This window comes from Croceibacterium ferulae (genome assembly GCF_003660445.1).
In the GTDB taxonomy this organism is placed as follows: Bacteria; Pseudomonadota; Alphaproteobacteria; order Sphingomonadales; family Sphingomonadaceae; genus Croceibacterium; species Croceibacterium ferulae.
The window spans coordinates 412,211-428,783 of record NZ_QZVQ01000002.1 but is presented as its reverse complement, the minus strand read 5'-3'; the positions used below and the strand labels follow the sequence as shown (position 1 = coordinate 428,783).

The following is a 16,573-nucleotide window of genomic DNA, read 5'->3' as shown; positions in this document are numbered from 1 at the left end:
AGCAATGGCAGTGGCAAGACGATCACCAGCGGCAATGGCGAGCTTGCAAAGTTTCTCCCGGATGATATCGCCGGTAACCAATGAGCAAAGCGAATACACCATTGCTGGAGTTCCTGCCCTATCTCCTGTCCGTCACCTCCAATGCGGTGAGCGGGCGTATCGCGCTGGAATACAAGGTGCAGTTCGGGCTTTCTGTCCCGGAATGGCGCGTCATGGCAGTGCTCGGCGATCGCGAGCCGCTGACCCAGCGGGAACTGACCGGCATGACGCTGATGGACAAGGTGGCGGTGAACCGTGCGTGCAAGGTGCTGGAGGAACGCGCCCTGATCGCCCGCAGCCCCAATGCGCAGGACGGCCGCTCCCACCTGCTGGAACTGACCGCCGAAGGCCGCGACATGCACGGGCAGATCATGCCGCTGGCGGTCGACATGACCCGCCGGATCATGGGCGTGCTGAGCGAGGAGGAGCAGCACCAGTTCCGCGCCCTGCTGGAACGGGTGCGCAGCCAGGTTGGCAATCTGGACGGGCGCCAGCTGGACGGTGCCGCGATCAGCGGCAGCTGGGGCTTCGACTGACCGGGCCTGTTCGGCCGCGCGATCGGGTCAGCCGCCCCCCAGCGCCCCCCCGCTGAAGGCATCGCTGATGGAGCAGGCCGCCGGACCCAGGATCACCACAAACAGCACCGGCAGGATGAACAGGATCAGCGGCACCGTCATGATCGCGGGCAGCCGCGCGGCCTTCTCCTCCGCCCGCATCATCCGCTCGTTGCGGAATTCGGCCGACAGCACGCGGAGCGAGGAAGCGAGCGGGGTGCCGTAACGCTCGGTCTGGATCAGCGTGGTGACCACGCCGCGCACCTGGTCCAGGTTGACGCGGAAGGCCAGGTTCTCGAACGCATGGCGCCGCTCCGTCAGGAAGGACAGCTCGATCGCGGCGAGCGCGAACTCCTCGCCCAGCTCCGGATAGGCGCGGCCCAGCTCGCGGCTGACGCGTGTGAAGGCGGCATCCACCGTCAGGCCGGCCTCCGCGCAGATGACCAGCAGGTCCAGCGCGTCGGGCAGGCCCTTGCGGATCGCCAGCGTGCGCTTGCTGGCCTTGTTGGACAGGTAGATCTCCGGCCCCTTGTAGCCGGTGATGATTGCGCCGGCGAAGCCGGCGAAGCGCTTCATCGACCCCCAGTCCGGATACAGCTCCGCCCAGTACAGCACCACGACGGCCAGCAGGCCCAGCGCCACCGGCAGGATCAGCCGCGCGAGGATGATCGTGACGGCCAGTTCCCGGTTGCGATATCCCGCATGGGCCAGCTTCTGCTGGATGGCGGTGATCTGGCTGTCCTGCAGCACCTTCATCCGGTTCAGCCATTCCCGGATCCGGTCGGTGGTGGCGGTGCGGCGCGCCAGGCTCTGCCGACGGCGACCGGGGCCGGCGCGCGTCAGGATGCCGGCTTTCAGCTCGTCCCGCCGGGCGACCAGCGCCTTGGCGCGCCGGCTCATCGGATCGCGCACGCCCAGCGCGGCGTAGAAGGCAACCATCACGGCGATGGCGGCGATGCCGGCCAGCACGGTGCCGACGGTGATCACGTCAATGCCGAGCAGGGTGGGGCCGGCGGGCTGGTGCAGGAGCGGTTCCATGGCGGCAGGCTTTCCCGTCAGATCTCGAAACTGACCATCTTGGCCATCACGAACACGCCGATCCCCATCCACACCATGGCGCCCAGGCCGATCACGGTCAGCCGCTGATCGGTCATGAAGGGGGCCACGTAGGCGGGGTTCACGAAGGTCACCATGGCGAACACGGCGAAGGGCAGCGCGCCGACGATGTAGGCGGAGGCCTTGGATTCCGAGCTCATGGCCTTGATCTTCAGCTTCATCTGCCCGCGCTTGCGCAGCACCTCGGCCAGGTTCGCCAGCGTCTCGGCCAGGTTGCCGCCCGTCTCGCGCTGGATGGAGATGGTGATGACGAAGAACTGGAACTCGGCCATGGCCAGCCGGTCGGCGACGGACTGCAATGCTTCCTCCATCGACCGGCCGATGCGGATACCGTCCACCACCGTGCGGAACTCCCGCCCGACAGGGCCGGGCACCTCGTTGGCGATCACGTTCAGTGTCTCGCTGACCGGCAGGCCGGACCTGAGGCCGCGCACCAGCAGCTCCAGGGCATCGGGGAAGCGGGCGTTGAAGGCGTTCAGGCGCCGTGCGATCATGCGGCCGAGCACCAGATGCGGCAGGCCCAGTCCCGCGGCGAGGCCCAGCACCAACGCCAGCAGCAGCGCGCCCGTCTGGATCCAGGCGATGGCGGTCACCACCATGCCGATCCCGAAACAGGCCTGGCCATACTGCCTGATCGACCAGTTCGTGCCGCTGCGTTCCAGCCGCAGCGCCAGCGCGGCGATGCGGTCCTGCGCTCCGCCCGCGCCGTTCGCCTTGGGCTGGCGCGCGGCGATCGCCTTCTTCAGCTGCGATTCGACGCGCATCTGCGCGCTGTCGCCATGGCGCAGGCGCACCGCCTGCAACCGCCGCTGCGCCTGCTTGCCCGACGTGCCGCCGGTCAGCAGCATTGCCCCCAGCACGATGGCGCCGGCCACCATGCCGCCCATCAGCAGCAGGTCGACCGGATCCATCAGGACGCCGCCACCTTGGCGCCGGGTCGAGCGCGGCCCAGCAGCGCCTTGAGATCGAATTTGGCCTTGCCCACCGGCGCGCCGGTGGGATCGCGCAGCACCAGCGCGCCATCGCCATCATCCCCTGCGCAGGCGGCGTCGATCGTCGCCTGCAGGGCGGCCAGCGCCGCGCCCGTCTTGCTGCCCCGCGCTGCTTCGGCCAGGCACTGGCCCTGCTTGGCGGCGGTGGCGGCGGCTTTCGGGTCCAGCGGCACCAGATGGGCGATCTTGCCCTCGATCGTGGTCTCGAACTCGGACCGGCCGATCTCGCCCGTGCCGGGCCCTGTGCGATTGGCGACGACCACCGGCTGTGCCGCGGGCGCATGGGCGCGCAGCCAGGCCAGCATGCGGATCGCGTCGCGCGCGCCGGCCAGGGTCAGTTCCGTCACCAGCACGATCGTGCCGACATTGGCCAGCACCTGCGGGAAGTTGATCATCACCCCGCGCGGCAGGTCGATCACGGTGCGGGCAAAGCTGGTGCGGAATTCCTCCAGCAATCGCACGAATGCGGTGCCGTCCGTCGCCAAAGCGGTGGAGAGCGGCGCCTCCGATGACAGGATGGCGAGGTTCGCGTTCACCCGTGACATCGCCCGTTCGATGAACAGCCCGTCGATCCGTCCGGGATTCTCGATCGCATCGGCCAGGCCGCGTCCCGGCTCCAGGTCGAAGGCCAGCGCGGCAGTGCCGAAATGCACGTCCAGGTCGAGCAGGGCGGTGCCCGTCGCATCCAGCGTGCCGGAGCTCCAGGCCAGGGATGCCGCGATGGTGGAGGCACCCACGCCGCCGCGCGTGCCGATCACCGCGATCGCCGCATGTGGCCGCTCCCCTTCGGCCCCGCCGGACCGGGGGGCGGAGAGCACGGCCCGGGCGCTGGCCAGTGCCTCGGCCAGCTGGTCCGCCATTGCCGGCTTCAGCAGGTAATCGTGCAGGCCGCTCGCCAGCAGGGTGCGGTACAGGCGCACATCGTTGACCTGGCCCAGCGCCACCACCACCGTGCCCGGTTCGCACACTTCGGCCAGGCCCTGGATTTCATTCACCGGATCGGCGCAGTCGGACAGGTCGACCAGCAGGATCGCCGGACTGGTGCTGACCGCCAGCGCCTGGATCGCGCTGCGCAGGCCACCGCGCACGCACTTCTCGGGCGCGAAGCCCAGCGTGATCGCGGCGGATCGCACGCGGTCCAGCGTCTGGTCGTCGCAGACAAAGGCGGCGAAGCCGTCGCGGGCGCCCTGCGGTTTCCATGGCGCGTTCACTGCGCGCCTCCACTGCTACCCGGCACCCGCGGGAGTTCGTTCTCCACGCCCGGCGTACGCTCCCGCCAGGTCTGGATCGCGCGATCGGATGTCATCACCTGCGTGCCACCGGCATCGCTGCGGCCACGCAGCAGATCCTGCGGGTCGGCGATCATGGCCGCCAGATTGCTGTTGATCGCGCAGCCATAATTGTTCGAGGTGCGATTATCCAGCTGGTTGCCGGTGTGATCGGCCCAGTCGGGACAGCCCGGCACCTGCGCGCTTGAACGGGTCAGCGCGACCCGCAGCATGCCCGCGGGGGGCAGGCCGCCCGATGCGGCGCGCTGCCCATCCGCCAGCAGGCCATGCCGTCCGGTGATCGCGGCCAGGTCCGTCATCGCCGCCGGGCTGGCAGTGCCGTCTACCGCCAGCGTGTCGCCCGGCGCGGCGCCCAGCGCAGCCAGCCATGCGTCCAGCCGCCGGCCTTCGCCAGCCGGCAGCCCGGCGATGCCGCCCATCAGGTCCAGCGTATAAGTGGTGCGTTCCACCACCGGCTGATGGACCGAGTGCAGCGCGCGGTTGATGCCGGCCGGCCCGGCCGTGGCACTGCTGCAGCCGGCCAGCGCGCCCGCGATCGACAGGGCGAGCAGCGACCGGTTGCAGGCAGGGTGGGGCCGGGCAGGGCGGGGCCGGGGGGCGGGCCCAGACGGCAGGTGTCTGCGAAGTGGCGGCATGATGGTCCTCGCGCTCACGGGATCGGGCTGAAGCCGGGTTCGGCGGCAGGTTCGAGATTGGTGCCGCTCGGCGCGGCGGCGTCGGCGGCCATCGGGCCGGGCCGGGCACCGCCGCTGTCGCGCGCACTGGCACTGTCGTGCAGCAGCTGTTCGCCCAGCGTGGGCACGCGCAGCCCGTCCGTCGGCAGGCGGATGGAACTGTCATCCACCGGGCGCACCAGATAGGGGGTGACCACGATCACCAGCTCCGTCTCGCCCCGGCGGAATTCGGAGGAGCGGAACAGATTGCCGATGATCGGCAGATTGCCCAGGCCCGGCGCGCGGTTGACGGTGTTCTGGGCGCTGTTGCTCATCAGCCCGGCGATCATGAAGCTCTGGCCGGAGCCCAGCTCGACCGTCGTCTCGGCCCGGCGCACGGTCAGGGCCGGGATCTGGAAGCCGTTCAGTGTCACCGCGCCCTGGCTCGACAGCTCCGACACTTCCGGGCGCACCCGCAGCGAGATGCGGCCGTTGGACAGCACCACGGGGGTGTAGGCCAGGCTGACGCCGTAATTCTTGTACTCGACCGTCGTGTTGCCCAGCCCCTGGTTCAGCGGGATCGGAAACTCGCCACCTGCCAGGAACTGGCCGGTCTCGCCGGAAATGGCGGCCAGGTTGGGTTCGGCCAGCGTGGTCACCAGCCCGTCCGTTTCCGCCAGGTCCAGCGCGCCCAGCAGGTCCAGCCCCAGGAACCGGCCCATGCCGCTGATCGTGGTGCCGGGGCTGACGCCGTTCAGCAGGGTGCCGGCGCCTTCCAGCTGCCCGTCAGGCGCGATCCAGGACGGGCCGCCGGGCGCGAACTGGTCGAAGAAGTTGCGGCCCTGGCCCAGCCCGAACTGGAAGCCGCCCGTCGAATCGCCGGTGGCGACATTGACGCCCAGCGCGCGCACCAGCGACCGGCTGACCTCCGCGATGCGGACCCGCAGGCTGACCTGCAGCGGCGTGGTCAGGCGCAGGCGGGAGATGACGTTGGCATCCTTCCCGGCATAGGCCCTGACCAGCCGCTCCGCCTCCGCCGCATCTTCCGGCGCGGCGACGGTGCCGGTCAGCAGCAGCGTGCCGGTGCCGATGGTGGCGACGGCGATCCGGGCATCGGGCATGGCCAGCGTCAGCATCTGGTCCACGCTGTCGATGTTCGATCCCACGCGGATATTGGCGGACCAGATCGTCTCGCCCGCCGCATCGCTGGCATAGACGACCGTTTCGCCCCCGGCGCGGCCCATCACGTAAAGCTCCCGGCGGCTCTTCACCTCCACATCGGCCACCGCGTCATTGGCCACGAAGATGTCGCTCATCGCTACCGGCAGGGTGACCAGCTGGCCCCGGCCGATGGACAGCACCACCTCCGCCGCCGGGGCGGACTGATGCTGCGCCTCTGCCATGCCGGCCGGCAGGGCGATGGCGGCAGCAGCCAGCAGGCAGGGCAGGAGGCGGCGGGTCATGGCGGTGGTCTCGCGAGGGGATGGGGCAGGGCGCAGGGAGGGCGGCAGGACGGTCATCGCGCCACCTGCACCAGGCTGGTCTGCTGGCCGCGCGTCACCCGCACGGACGGGCCGGCCGGGCGAGGCGCGGCATCGCCGGCCGGTGATTGCGCGGGTGCTGGGGCGCTCGAGGACGTGCTCGCCTGCCGCGGCATGGAGCTGCGCTGGAAGCGCGAGACGTCGCCCCCGGTGACGAAGGATCCGCGCACGTCCTGCGGCCGGGAGATGGCCGCCCGCAGCAGCCGCTCCTCCTGCTCGGGCGTGGCGCCCGGGGGCAGGTCGATCTCGCCCGATGCGAGCGCCTGGTCCAGTTCGCCCTGGCTGTCGGCGATGGAGCGCAGCGACAAACTAAGGGTGCCGATCGTCTCGGCGACCGCGATCTTTTCCGCCATGCGCGGGGTCACCTCCAGCGTCACGGTGCGGAAGGTCTGCACCAGCGTCTTGCCTTCTTCCGTGGTGCTTTCCGCCGACTGGTCGGTCGCCAGCACGCGCACATTGTTCATGATGGTCTCGGTCGCGCGCAGCGGCTCGCCTTCGCCGCTGACCGATTGCGTCAGGATGATGTCCACCCGGTCGCCCGGGAACACGAAGCCGGCGACGCCCGTGCGGGCGGACACCTCGACCGTCACCGCGCGCATGCCCGCGCCCAGCGCCGCCGCCAGGAAGCCGCGATCGCCGGGCTTCACCAGCGACCCTTGCGTCACCGGCTCGCCCGCGGTGATCGGGTAGCGGACCACCGTGCCCAGCAGCTTGTCGATCTCCGCCTCGCCATCCACGAAATAGGCGTCCTGCACCAGTTCGGACGGCCACGGCTGATAACTGATGGCATCGGCGGAGATGATCGTGCCGACCGGCAGGCCACGGCGAGCCACCAGCACCTTGGGCCCGGTCGGCACAGGCGCCTCGACCGCCATCGCCTGCGGCGCGGCGGCGCCGGCGAACATCGAACGGGCGGCAAGCGCGGTGGCCATCGCCACCATCATCGCGCCCCCCAGCAATGCCAGCTTCTTCCTGTCCATGATCCTGCCGATGCCCCTTCTTCGCCCTGCGGCCCTGCCGGACAGGATTAGCCCCGAATGGTTAACGGCCCGTTCGCCGTGGCAGCGGGTTCATGCGGAGAGGGTGGGCAGCACCCACAGCCCGCCGGCCGCGATCGCGATGCCGTAGGGCAGGCCCGCCGGCCTGTTCGCCGCCAGACGCGGCCCGCCGATTAGCATCACGGCAGCCAGCACGCCCCCCGCCAGCGCCATCACCAGCACCAGCTCCGCAAAGGCGGGCGGCGGCACCCACAGCGCCAGCGCCGCCAGCAGCTTGGCATCCCCGCCGCCCAGCATGCGCAGCGCGAACAGAGCGGCGCAGATGGCCAGCACCAGCAGCGCCAGGCCCAGCTGCAGCGCCATGCCGGGCCATGGCTCCATCCCGATGGCCAGCCAGAACAGCGGCGCGCCCGCCGCGATCGTGGCGTTCAGCCGGTTGCGGATCAGCCGATGGCGCCAGTCGCCCACCGCCGCCGCCAGCAGGACGATTGCCAACAGGGCCAGCAGGCCATAGGTCGCAGATGTATGAGGCGTCACCCTGCCGCTGCTACAGCTGGATCGCTTGCGAAATGGTAACCGGAGCCAGCGAGATGCCCGCTTTCGACCGGCGCCGGATCCCTGCCACCGCACGGGAAAGCCGCTTGCGGGCCGCCGACGGCCACCTCATCCGCCAGCTGGACTGGACCCCGCCAGCCGGCGCCCCGCGCGGATCGCTGCTGTTCCTGTGCGGGCGCGGCGATGCCTACGAGAAATATCTGGAAACGCTGGAGCACTGGCGCCGGCAGGGCTGGCAGGTCGCGGCGGCGGAGTGGCGCGGGCAGGGCGGATCGGGCCGGCTGGGCCTGGATGCGACCACCGGACATATCAACGATTTTGCCGCTTGGCTGGACGATCTGGCGGCGTTCTGGCGCGACTGGACGGCGCGCAATCCCGGCCCGCATGTGCTGGCCGGCCATTCCATGGGCGGCCATCTGGTGCTGCGCGCACTGGCGGACCGGATGCTGGACCCGGTGCCTGCCGCATGCGTGCTGAGCGCGCCCATGCTCGACATCGGCCCCGATGCGCTGCCCGGCCTGTTGAAGCGGGCGCTGGCGGCAGCGATGGTGCGCGTCGGCGATCCGCGACGACCGGCGTGGAAGACCAGCGAGAAGCCGGGCGGCAAGGTGCTGTCGCGCCAGACGCTGCTGACGCATTGCGACGACCGCTATGCCGATGAATTGTGGTGGCGCGGGGAGCGGCCCGAACTGGCGATGGGGCCGGGCAGCTGGGGTTGGATGGCGGGCGCGATGCGTTCCATCCACCGGCTGAACCGCCCCGGCCTGCTGGAAGCCGTCGCCACCCCCTGCTGCATCGTCGCCACCACGGCGGACCGGCTGGTCAGCCCGCGCGCGATCCGCCGCGCCGCAACACGCCTGCCCCGGGCGGAGGTGCGCTGGTTCGGGTCCGAGGCGCGGCACGAGCTCCTGCGCGAGGTGGATGCGGTGCGCCTGCCCGCCCTGGCGGGAATCGATGGCTTCCTGGACCGGGTGACGCCTGCGTGACGACCACCTGCGACATTGCGGTGATCGGGGCCGGCATGGCCGGCGCCAGCATCGCGGCGGAGCTTGCCGCGCAGGCTGCCGACGCCAGCGTGCTGCTGATCGAGGCGGAGCGCCAGCCCGGCTACCACACGACCGGGCGCTCGGCGGCGTTCTGGGAGGAGTGCTATGGCGGCCCGCCGATCGTGCCGCTCACGCTCGCCTCCGGCCCCTATCTGCGCGATGGCGGCTTCCTGACCACGCGCGGCGCGCTCTATGTCGCGCGTGCCGGTGACGAGGCCGAGATCGCCGCCTTCATGGACCGCTTCGCCGGAACGGGCGTGCAGATCCGGGCGCTGGACCGCGCCCAGCTGGCCCCGATGATCCCCGGGCTGCGGCCCGGCTGGGATCTTGCGATCCACGAACCCGCCTGCGCCGACATCGATGTGGCCGGGCTGCACGCACACTATCTGGCGCTGGCGCGGGATGGCGGCGTGACGCTGCGCGCAGCCTCCCGCATCGCCGCGCTGGAGCGCGAAGGCACCGGCTGGCGGCTGCGGACGGAGGATGGCGCCGAGATCAGGGCGGGATCGGTGGTAAACGCCGCCGGTGCCTGGGCCGATACGGTGGCCGGTCTTGCCGGCGCGCGCCCGCTCGGCATCGCACCCCTGCGGCGCACGGTGGCGCAGCTGCGCACCGATCCGCCCGCGCCCGCCAGCCTGCCACTGGTGCTGGATCTGGCGGGCCGCTTCTACTTCAAGCCCGAATCCGGCCGCCTGTGGCTGAGCCCGCATGACGAGACCCCCAGCCCCCCATGCGACGCCGCGGCGGAGGAGCTGGACGTCGCCCTCGCCATCGACCGGCTGGAGCAGGTGGTCGACTGGCAGGTGCAGGCGGTGGAGCGCCGCTGGGCCGGCCTGCGCAGCTTCGCGCCGGACCGGCGGCCGGTCTATGGCTGGGACGCCTGGGTGCCGGGCTTCTTCTGGTTCGCCGGACAAGGCGGCTTCGGCATCCAGACCGCTCCTGCCGCTGCCCGGTTCGGTGCGCAACTGCTGCTGGGCCGGACGCGGGACGCGATGACGGACGGACTGGATGCGGAGCTGTATGCGCCGGCGCGGTTCGGGTGAGGGCGGTTTGGGTGGAAAGCGGACGCCGCTGCGGCTAGCCTAGATCGATGCGGTCTGCCCTGTGTTTGATATTTCTTGTTGCGCTGGTGTCCGCCTGTAGTGGTGGACCAGCGAGCGAAAAGCGGGACGCAATAGACGCAGCAAGCCTAACGTCCGCACTCCCGTTGCCGGGCGGAGCAAAGGCGGTGCTTGAGAGGACGTATTCTGGCGGGGCAACAGGTGACACCTTGCACAAGGCTTGGATCTGTCAGGCAAACCTCACTGACTGCGAGGTAGCCGGTATTGTGGATACACACGACGGACCGGCGCCAATCTGGAAGATATCACCATCCGGGTTGGATCTGGTGATCGGCCCAGAGGATAAGATTTGGGGCTTTAGCAATTTTTCGTGGCTGCCGGGACCCGATGATCGATCACTTAAGATACGGGTTACTGAAAGGGCGACTTGATGTCCGCTAAGGGGCGTTAGCGGACAATCCTCCCCGGCACGGGGAGGGGGACCACCCGCAGGGTGGTGGAGGGGCACGCGCCGCCTCTCAACAGGGAGCTGGCCAGGAGCGTTCGGAGAGATCGCGGGGTGCCCCTCCACCCCTCGCTGCGCGAGCGATCCCCCTCCCCGTGCTGGGGAGGATTTCGTCCGCACCACGCCAGCCAAAAGCATTTTCCTACACCCACACGCCCCGCCTACGCGCGTGGGCATGAGCAACCGCCGCAACTCCAGCAAACGGCCCCGCCACAAGCCGTGGGCACCTTACCTCAAGCTGCCCGCCTTCCTGCCCGTCCCGCTGCGCACCCGCCGTGACGGCTGGACCCCGGCGCGGCAGGCCCGCTTCATCGCCCTGCTGGCGGAGACCGCCTGCGTGCGGAAGGCCGCACAGCTGCTCGGCCTGACCCGCGAGTCCGCCTACCGCCTGCGCAAGCATCCCGGCGCCGGCTCCTTCCGCGCTGCATGGGACACTGCGATAAAGGGAAAACAGCAGCCCCGCTGGAAGTTCACACCGGTGGAGGCGCGCACCCTGGCGCTTAAAGGGCCGTTCCATGTTGCGCTGTATCGCGGCCGGGCCCGCACGATCTGGAGAAAGCCCGATGATTCAAGGCTTTTGTCCGCCATCCACGGGCTCGACCGGATGATCGGCGACGTTCTGGACGGCCCCTTCGCATGGCCCGACATGCGCAAACTCTTCCGCTGTTCGGTGTAACCCCTGTGGCTTACCGCTTGCGCCCCGCAGCCTCCGCCGCATTGCTCGCCAGCCGGTCCGCCCGTTCGTTCTCCGGGTGGCCGGCATGGCCCTTGACCCATTGCCAGTCGACCTTGTGCGCGTCGCTGGCGGTGGCGAGTTCGCGCCACAGATCGGCGTTCAGCACCGGCTTCTTCTGCGAATTGATCCAGTTGTTGCGGCGCCAGCCGTGGATCCACTTGGTGATCCCGTCGATCACATATTTGCTGTCGGTGTGCAGCGTCACCGTGCAGGGCTGGGTCAGCGCGGTCAGGGCCCGGATCGCGGCGGTCAGTTCCATGCGGTTGTTGGTGGTCTGCGCCTCCCCTCCGCTCAGTTCCTTCTCGTGCTCGCCCATGCGCAGGATCGCGCCCCAGCCGCCGGGGCCGGGATTGCCCTTGCAGGCGCCATCGGTGAAGATCTCGACCTGCTTCATGCTGCGAACGCCTCCGCGCCGGCCTGGCGGTAGAAGGCGAGGCGGCGGGCGAAATCCATCGGGTCCTTGCGGGTCACCAGCGCATCGGCCGGGGTGTTGAGCCAGTCATAGGCGCGCGTCGCCATGAACCGCATGGCCGCGCCCCGGGCCAGCACCGGCAAGGCGGCGCTCTCGTCCGCCGAAAGCGGGCCATAGCCGGCCAGCAGCGCGGCGGAGATGTCGGCGCGGAAGGCGCCGTCCCCATCGAAGCACCAGGCACTGTGCGTCACCGCCAGATCATACGCCGTCAGGTCGCGGCAGGCGAAGTAGAAGTCGATCAGCCCGCTGACCCGGTCACCCAGCAGCAGCACATTGTCGGGAAACAGGTCGGCATGGATGACCGAGCGCGGCAGGTGATGCGGCCAGTTCGCCTGCAGGAAGGCCAGCTCTTCCGCCACGATGGCGGGCAGGCCCGCGTCGATGCTGGCAAGGCCGTCCGCGCCGCAGCTGTCGAACAGCTCGCGCCATTGCGGCAGGGACAGGCTGTTGGCCCGGTCGCCCGCGAACTCCGCCGAATGCCGGTGCAGCCCGGCCAGCGCGGCACCCACGGCCCGCGCCTGGGCGGGTGTCGGCCGGTCGACCGACACGCCCGGCAGGAACTCGATCAGCGCGACCGCCTTGCCGGCGATCATGCGGAACGCCGCGCCATCCCGATCGTGGATGGTGCGCGGCACCGGGCTGCCCTCTGCCGCCAGATGATCCAGCAGGCCCAGGAAGAACGGCAGCTCCGCCACGTCCATGCGCTGTTCGTACATGGTCAGGATGAAGCGCGCTTCGCTGGTCTCGATCAGCCAGTTGGAATTGCTGACCCCTTCGGCGATGCCCTTGGCGCTGACCAGCGTGCCGACATCGTAATGCGCGATCAGTGCGGCCAGCTCGTGCGCGGCCAGCGTGGTGTATACAGCCATGTCGGTCGGACGCCCGCCGTCAGATGGTCAGCTGGCGCGGCAGCTTGAAGATCAGCGTCTCCTCCGCCGTCGTGACCTGCCGTTCCGACACCTGCCGCCATTGTGCCAGCTGGTCGACAACTTCGCGCACCAGCAGTTCGGGGGCCGAGGCTCCGGCGGTGACGCCGATCGTGCCCACGCCGTGCAGCCATTCGGCGTCGATCTCGTTCGCGCGCTGGATCAGCCTGGCCGGCGTGCCGCAGCGTTCCGACACTTCCACCAGCCGCACGGAATTGGACGAATTGGGGGCACCGATCACCAGCACCAGGTCGCAGGACGGCGCGATCGCCTTCACCGATGCCTGCCGGTTGGAGGTGGCGTAGCAGATGTCCTCCGCCCGCGGCCCCTTGATGGCCGGGTACTTTGCCTTGAGCGCGTCCACCACCTTGGCGGTATCGTCCACCGACAGCGTGGTCTGCGTCAGGAAGGACAGCGGTTGATCCTGCGGCAGGGTGAGCGCGGCGACGTCCGCTTCCGTCTCCACCAGCGTCATCTGGCCTTCGGGCACCTGGCCGAACGTGCCGATCACCTCCGGATGGCCCCGATGCCCGATGAAGATGATGTGCCGCCCGTCCTTCACGCCGCGTTCCGCCTGGCGGTGGACCTTGCTGACCAGCGGGCAGGTGGCATCCAGCCAGATCATGTTCCGCCGCTGCGCCTCTTCGGGCACGCTCTTGGGCACGCCGTGCGCACTGAACACCACCGGCGCATCCACCGGCACCTCGTCCAGCTCTTCCACGAAGATGGCGCCCTTGGCCTTCAGCCCGTCGACCACGAACTTGTTGTGCACGATCTCGTGCCGGACATAGACCGGCGCGCCATAGCGCTCGATCGCCTTTTCCACGATCTCGATGGCGCGATCGACCCCGGCGCAGAAACCGCGCGGGGCGGCGATCAGCACCTCCAGCGGCAGCTTGTCGGCCGTGGGCGGGGCAGGGGTCTGAAAGGAAGCGTTCATGCCGCGGGCTGTAGCGGTTGCTGGCCAAAGGGGAAAGGGCTAGGGCCGCGCCTCGTTGTTCCAGAAGGATTGTGACGCATGATCGCTCGCCGGGCGCTGTTCGCCGCTACTGCTGCCGCCATCGCGCTGACGGGCTGCCGATCGGAAGGTGATCTGGTGATCGAGCAGGGCGTGGGGATCACCGCCCTGCGCACCGTGTGCCCGGCGGTGGGCGTGCCCGATCATACGGGCAATATCACCCTGTTCTCGCCCGCGGATGCCCGCACGGCCGACGCGCTGGACGTAACTGCTTCCATCACCAATGTGCGCAGCCGCTGCAACGATGCGTCCGACCAGGTCTATACCGAAGCGACCTTCGACGTGGTGGCCCAGCGGCGCAACACGGCCGGCGCCCGGACGGTGGAGCTGCCCTATTTCTCGACGGTGGTGCGCGGTGGAACCGCCGTGACGGCCAAGCGCGTGGGCACGGTGGTGCTGCAGTTCGCCGATGGGGAGGCGCGTGCGCAGGGGCAGGGCGTGGCCAGCGGCACGGTGAACCGTGCCGCGGCGACCCTGCCGGACGACATCCGCCGGCAGATCACCGAACGCCGCAAGGCCGGCGACGAATCCGCCGCGATCGACCCCTTGAACCGCCCGGAAGTGCGCGCCGCAGTCGCGCAGGCGACCTTCGAGGTGCTGGTCGGCTTCCAGCTGACGCAGGACCAGCTGGCCTACAACGCCACGCGGTAAGATCCTGCGCCCGCTAGGCGGCGAAGCGCAAACAGGCTAACGGCGCGCGCCATGGCCGATACACCCACGCTTTACGCCGCCTTCGCCGCCCGCATCGATGCCGCGCTTGCCGCGCTGGAGATGGAAGGCGCGCTGCCGCCGGGCACGCCGCGCACCAATGTCAGCCTGGAACCGCCGCGCGACCCCGCGCATGGCGACCTCGCCACCAATGCCGCCATGGTGCTGGCCAAGCAGGCGAAGACCAATCCCCGCGCGCTTGCGGAAAAGATCGTGGAGAAGCTGTCCGGCGATCCGCTGCTGACCGGCGCGGAGATCGCCGGGCCGGGCTTCATCAACCTGCGCCTGGCTGACCGCAACTGGGTCACCGAGCTGGAGGCGATCGCCGCCGCCGGCACCGATTACGGCCGCAGCACCAAGGGTGCGGGGCGGCGGGTGAACATCGAATATGTCTCCGCCAACCCGACCGGTCCGATGCATATGGGCCATTGCCGCGGCGCGGTGGTGGGCGATGCGCTGGCCGCCCTGCTGGAATTCGGCGGGCATGAGGTGACGCGCGAATATTACGTCAACGATGCCGGCGCGCAGGTGCAGGTGCTCGCCCGCTCCGCCCATGTCCGCTATCGCGAGGCGCTGGGCGAGGTTGTCGGCGAGATCCCGGCGGGCCTCTATCCGGGCGACTATCTGGTGCCGCTGGGGCAGGCGTTGGCCGCCGAGTTCGGCGACCGCTACGCCGCCGCGCCGGAGGCCGAGTGGCTCGACCTGTTCCGGGAGCGGTCGGTCGCGGCCATGATGGACATGATCCGCGCCGACCTGGCGCTGCTGGGCATCCACCATGCCGTCTTCGCCAGCGAGGCGGAGCTGCAGCGCGCCGGCAAGCCCGCCGCGGCCGAAGCCTGGCTGCGCGGGCACGATCTGGTGTTCGACGGCGTGCTGGAAGCGCCCAAGGGCAAGGTGCTGGAAGACTGGGAGGCGGTCGAGCTGCCGCTGTTCCGCTCCACCCGCTTTGGCGACGATCAGGACCGCCCGATCCGCAAGTCAGACGGCAACTGGACCTATTTCGGCGCCGACCTCGCCTATCACATGCAGAAGGCGGAAGGCGCAGACGAGCTGATCGACATCTGGGGCGCGGACCATGCCGGCACGGTCAAGCGCATCAAGGCCGCCGTGGAGGCGCTGGCCGAAGGCGAAGGACGCCCGATCCCGTTCGACGTCAAGCTGGTGCAGATGGTCGCCCTGCTGCGCGATGGCGAGCCGGTGAAGATGTCCAAGCGGTCGGGCAATTTCGTCACCCTGGCCGAGGTGGTGGAGGAGGTGGGCAAGGATGTGGTCCGCTTCACCATGCTGACCCGCAAGCCCGAGGCGCAGATGGAGTTCGACTTCGCCAAGGTGGTGGAGGCGTCCAAGGACAATCCGGTCTTCTATGTGCAATATGCCCATGCCCGGATCAGCTCCACCCTGCGCAAGGCGAAGGAGCAGGGGCTGGGCCCCGATGGCGGCGCGCTGGACCGGCTGGGCCAGCCCGAACTGGCGCTGGTGAAGCTGGCGGCGCAGTTCCCGCGCGAGGTGGAAGCCGCCGCGCAGGCGCGCGAGCCGCACCGGATCGCCTTCTACCTGTATGATCTCGCCGCCGCGTTCCATGCCTTCTGGAACATGGGCAATGATGACCCGGCGCTGCGCATCATCACCGAAGATGCCGCCCTGACGCAGGCACGGCTGTTCCTGGCGGTGCAGATCGGGCAGGTTGTGCGCAACGGCCTGGCTCTGCTGGGCGTGGAGGCGGTGGAGGAGCTGTAAGGCGATGGCGCGCGATGAGGATGGCACCCTGCGTCTGGCGCTGGAGGACGAGCAGCACCCCTGGCTCGATGGTGACGAGGACGAGGATGCCGGCCTCGACACCGCGCGCGTCGCCCGCGCGGGCCTCGCCACGCTGGTCGTGCTGCTGGCGCTGGGCCTCGCGGGATGGTGGCTGCTGGTCGGGCCCGGGGATGCCGCGCCGGAGGCGGATGGCAGCCTGATCGAGGCACCCGCCGGCCCGTACAAGGTGCGTCCGACCGACCCCGGCGGCCGCACGGTGGAAGGGACCGGCGACACCAGCTTCAAGGTGGCGGAGGGACGGGCCGTGGAGGCGCGGGTGGAACGGACAGGCGTGCCCGCCGCGCCGGCTTCGCTACCGGGGCTGGTCGGCGTGCAGATCGGCGCCTACCCGACAAAGGAAGCGGCCGAAGCTGGCTGGCAGCAGATGGTGGCGCGGCTGCAGATCCTGCAGGGCCGTTCCCATCGCGTGGTCGAAGGGCGCGTGGACAACGGGGTCATCTGGTGGCTGCAGGTGGTCGCCGGCTCGGCACCCGAGGCGCGCGCATTATGCGGCGCCCTGCGGCGCGAAGGCGGCGACTGCCAGGTCAAGCGCTGAGGAGGATGGGT

General features: G+C 69.8%; 17 protein-coding genes. 7 read left to right on the top strand and 10 right to left on the bottom strand.

Annotated elements, in window-relative coordinates:
• The first annotated feature begins 80 nt into the window (after positions 1 to 80).
• Entirely contained in the window at positions 81 to 575 is a 495-nt protein-coding gene (locus D5S08_RS02770; protein ID WP_121115242.1) for a MarR family winged helix-turn-helix transcriptional regulator, read from the top strand.
• A gap of 27 nt (positions 576 to 602) precedes the next feature.
• Here the strand turns inward: D5S08_RS02770 and D5S08_RS02765 are convergent, their stop codons facing one another.
• The 7 genes from D5S08_RS02765 to D5S08_RS02735 all read right to left on the bottom strand — a co-directional run bounded on the left by D5S08_RS02765 (position 603) and on the right by D5S08_RS02735 (position 7,719).
• Positions 603 to 1,631, bottom strand: a complete 1,029-nt coding sequence (locus D5S08_RS02765) for a type II secretion system F family protein (RefSeq protein WP_121115240.1) — start codon at positions 1,629 to 1,631, stop codon at positions 603 to 605.
• Between the two features lie 17 nt (positions 1,632 to 1,648).
• Positions 1,649 to 2,620 (bottom strand): type II secretion system F family protein, encoded by a 972-nt coding sequence (locus tag D5S08_RS02760; RefSeq protein ID WP_121115238.1) that lies wholly within the window; start codon positions 2,618 to 2,620, stop codon positions 1,649 to 1,651.
• The gene (locus D5S08_RS02755; protein ID WP_121115236.1) at positions 2,620 to 3,912 is read right to left on the bottom strand and encodes a CpaE/TadZ family protein; all 1,293 of its coding nucleotides are present in this window, start codon (positions 3,910 to 3,912) and stop codon (positions 2,620 to 2,622) included. Before D5S08_RS02755 ends, D5S08_RS02760 begins: the two co-directional genes overlap by 1 nt.
• Positions 3,909 to 4,643 (bottom strand): CpaD family pilus assembly protein, encoded by a 735-nt coding sequence (locus tag D5S08_RS02750; RefSeq protein WP_162301904.1) that lies wholly within the window; start codon positions 4,641 to 4,643, stop codon positions 3,909 to 3,911. Before D5S08_RS02750 ends, D5S08_RS02755 begins: the two co-directional genes overlap by 4 nt.
• Entirely contained in the window at positions 4,640 to 6,106 is a 1,467-nt protein-coding gene (locus D5S08_RS02745; RefSeq protein WP_121115232.1) for a type II and III secretion system protein family protein, read from the bottom strand. The genes D5S08_RS02750 and D5S08_RS02745 overlap by 4 nt, the downstream gene beginning before the upstream one ends.
• A 53-nt stretch (positions 6,107 to 6,159) precedes the next feature.
• Positions 6,160 to 7,164: a Flp pilus assembly protein CpaB gene (gene cpaB, locus D5S08_RS02740; protein ID WP_121115230.1), complete on the bottom strand. Its 1,005-nt coding sequence runs from the start codon at positions 7,162 to 7,164 to the stop codon at positions 6,160 to 6,162.
• Between the two features lie 90 nt (positions 7,165 to 7,254).
• Positions 7,255 to 7,719: an A24 family peptidase gene (locus tag D5S08_RS02735; protein WP_121115228.1), complete on the bottom strand. Its 465-nt coding sequence runs from the start codon at positions 7,717 to 7,719 to the stop codon at positions 7,255 to 7,257.
• 53 nt (positions 7,720 to 7,772) lie between these two features.
• Here D5S08_RS02735 and D5S08_RS02730 point away from each other — a divergent pair, with 53 nt between their 5' ends.
• The 3 genes from D5S08_RS02730 (at position 7,773) to D5S08_RS02715 (ending at position 11,025) form a co-directional block, all read left to right on the top strand.
• The gene (locus tag D5S08_RS02730; RefSeq protein WP_121115490.1) at positions 7,773 to 8,723 is read left to right on the top strand and encodes an alpha/beta fold hydrolase; all 951 of its coding nucleotides are present in this window, start codon (positions 7,773 to 7,775) and stop codon (positions 8,721 to 8,723) included.
• Entirely contained in the window at positions 8,720 to 9,826 is a 1,107-nt protein-coding gene (locus D5S08_RS02725) for an NAD(P)/FAD-dependent oxidoreductase (protein ID WP_277750399.1), read from the top strand. The genes D5S08_RS02730 and D5S08_RS02725 overlap by 4 nt, the downstream gene beginning before the upstream one ends.
• Before the next feature lie 698 nt (positions 9,827 to 10,524).
• The gene (locus tag D5S08_RS02715; protein WP_121115226.1) at positions 10,525 to 11,025 is read left to right on the top strand and encodes a hypothetical protein; all 501 of its coding nucleotides are present in this window, start codon (positions 10,525 to 10,527) and stop codon (positions 11,023 to 11,025) included.
• 10 nt (positions 11,026 to 11,035) lie between these two features.
• Here the strand turns inward: D5S08_RS02715 and rnhA are convergent, their stop codons facing one another.
• From rnhA to ispH, 3 genes are read right to left on the bottom strand one after another with little or no spacing between them, the layout of a single operon-like run.
• Positions 11,036 to 11,479 (bottom strand): ribonuclease HI, encoded by a 444-nt coding sequence (gene rnhA, locus D5S08_RS02710; RefSeq protein ID WP_121115224.1) that lies wholly within the window; start codon positions 11,477 to 11,479, stop codon positions 11,036 to 11,038.
• Positions 11,476 to 12,426 (bottom strand): homoserine kinase, encoded by a 951-nt coding sequence (gene thrB, locus D5S08_RS02705; protein ID WP_121115222.1) that lies wholly within the window; start codon positions 12,424 to 12,426, stop codon positions 11,476 to 11,478. Before thrB ends, rnhA begins: the two co-directional genes overlap by 4 nt.
• A 19-nt stretch (positions 12,427 to 12,445) precedes the next feature.
• A complete protein-coding gene (gene ispH, locus D5S08_RS02700; RefSeq protein WP_121115220.1) occupies positions 12,446 to 13,423 on the bottom strand; it encodes a 4-hydroxy-3-methylbut-2-enyl diphosphate reductase in 978 nt (325 codons plus the stop codon).
• Between the two features lie 78 nt (positions 13,424 to 13,501).
• Between ispH and D5S08_RS02695 the strand changes: the two genes are divergently transcribed.
• Genes D5S08_RS02695 through D5S08_RS02685 form a run of 3 tightly spaced genes read left to right on the top strand, consistent with a single transcriptional unit; the run spans position 13,502 to position 16,562 of the window.
• Positions 13,502 to 14,152: a hypothetical protein gene (locus D5S08_RS02695; protein WP_121115218.1), complete on the top strand. Its 651-nt coding sequence runs from the start codon at positions 13,502 to 13,504 to the stop codon at positions 14,150 to 14,152.
• A gap of 51 nt (positions 14,153 to 14,203) precedes the next feature.
• Positions 14,204 to 15,946: an arginine--tRNA ligase gene (gene argS, locus D5S08_RS02690; protein WP_121115216.1), complete on the top strand. Its 1,743-nt coding sequence runs from the start codon at positions 14,204 to 14,206 to the stop codon at positions 15,944 to 15,946.
• A 4-nt stretch (positions 15,947 to 15,950) separates the two neighbouring features.
• Positions 15,951 to 16,562, top strand: a complete 612-nt coding sequence (locus D5S08_RS02685; protein WP_121115214.1) for an SPOR domain-containing protein — start codon at positions 15,951 to 15,953, stop codon at positions 16,560 to 16,562.
• Positions 16,563 to 16,573 lie beyond the last annotated feature (11 nt).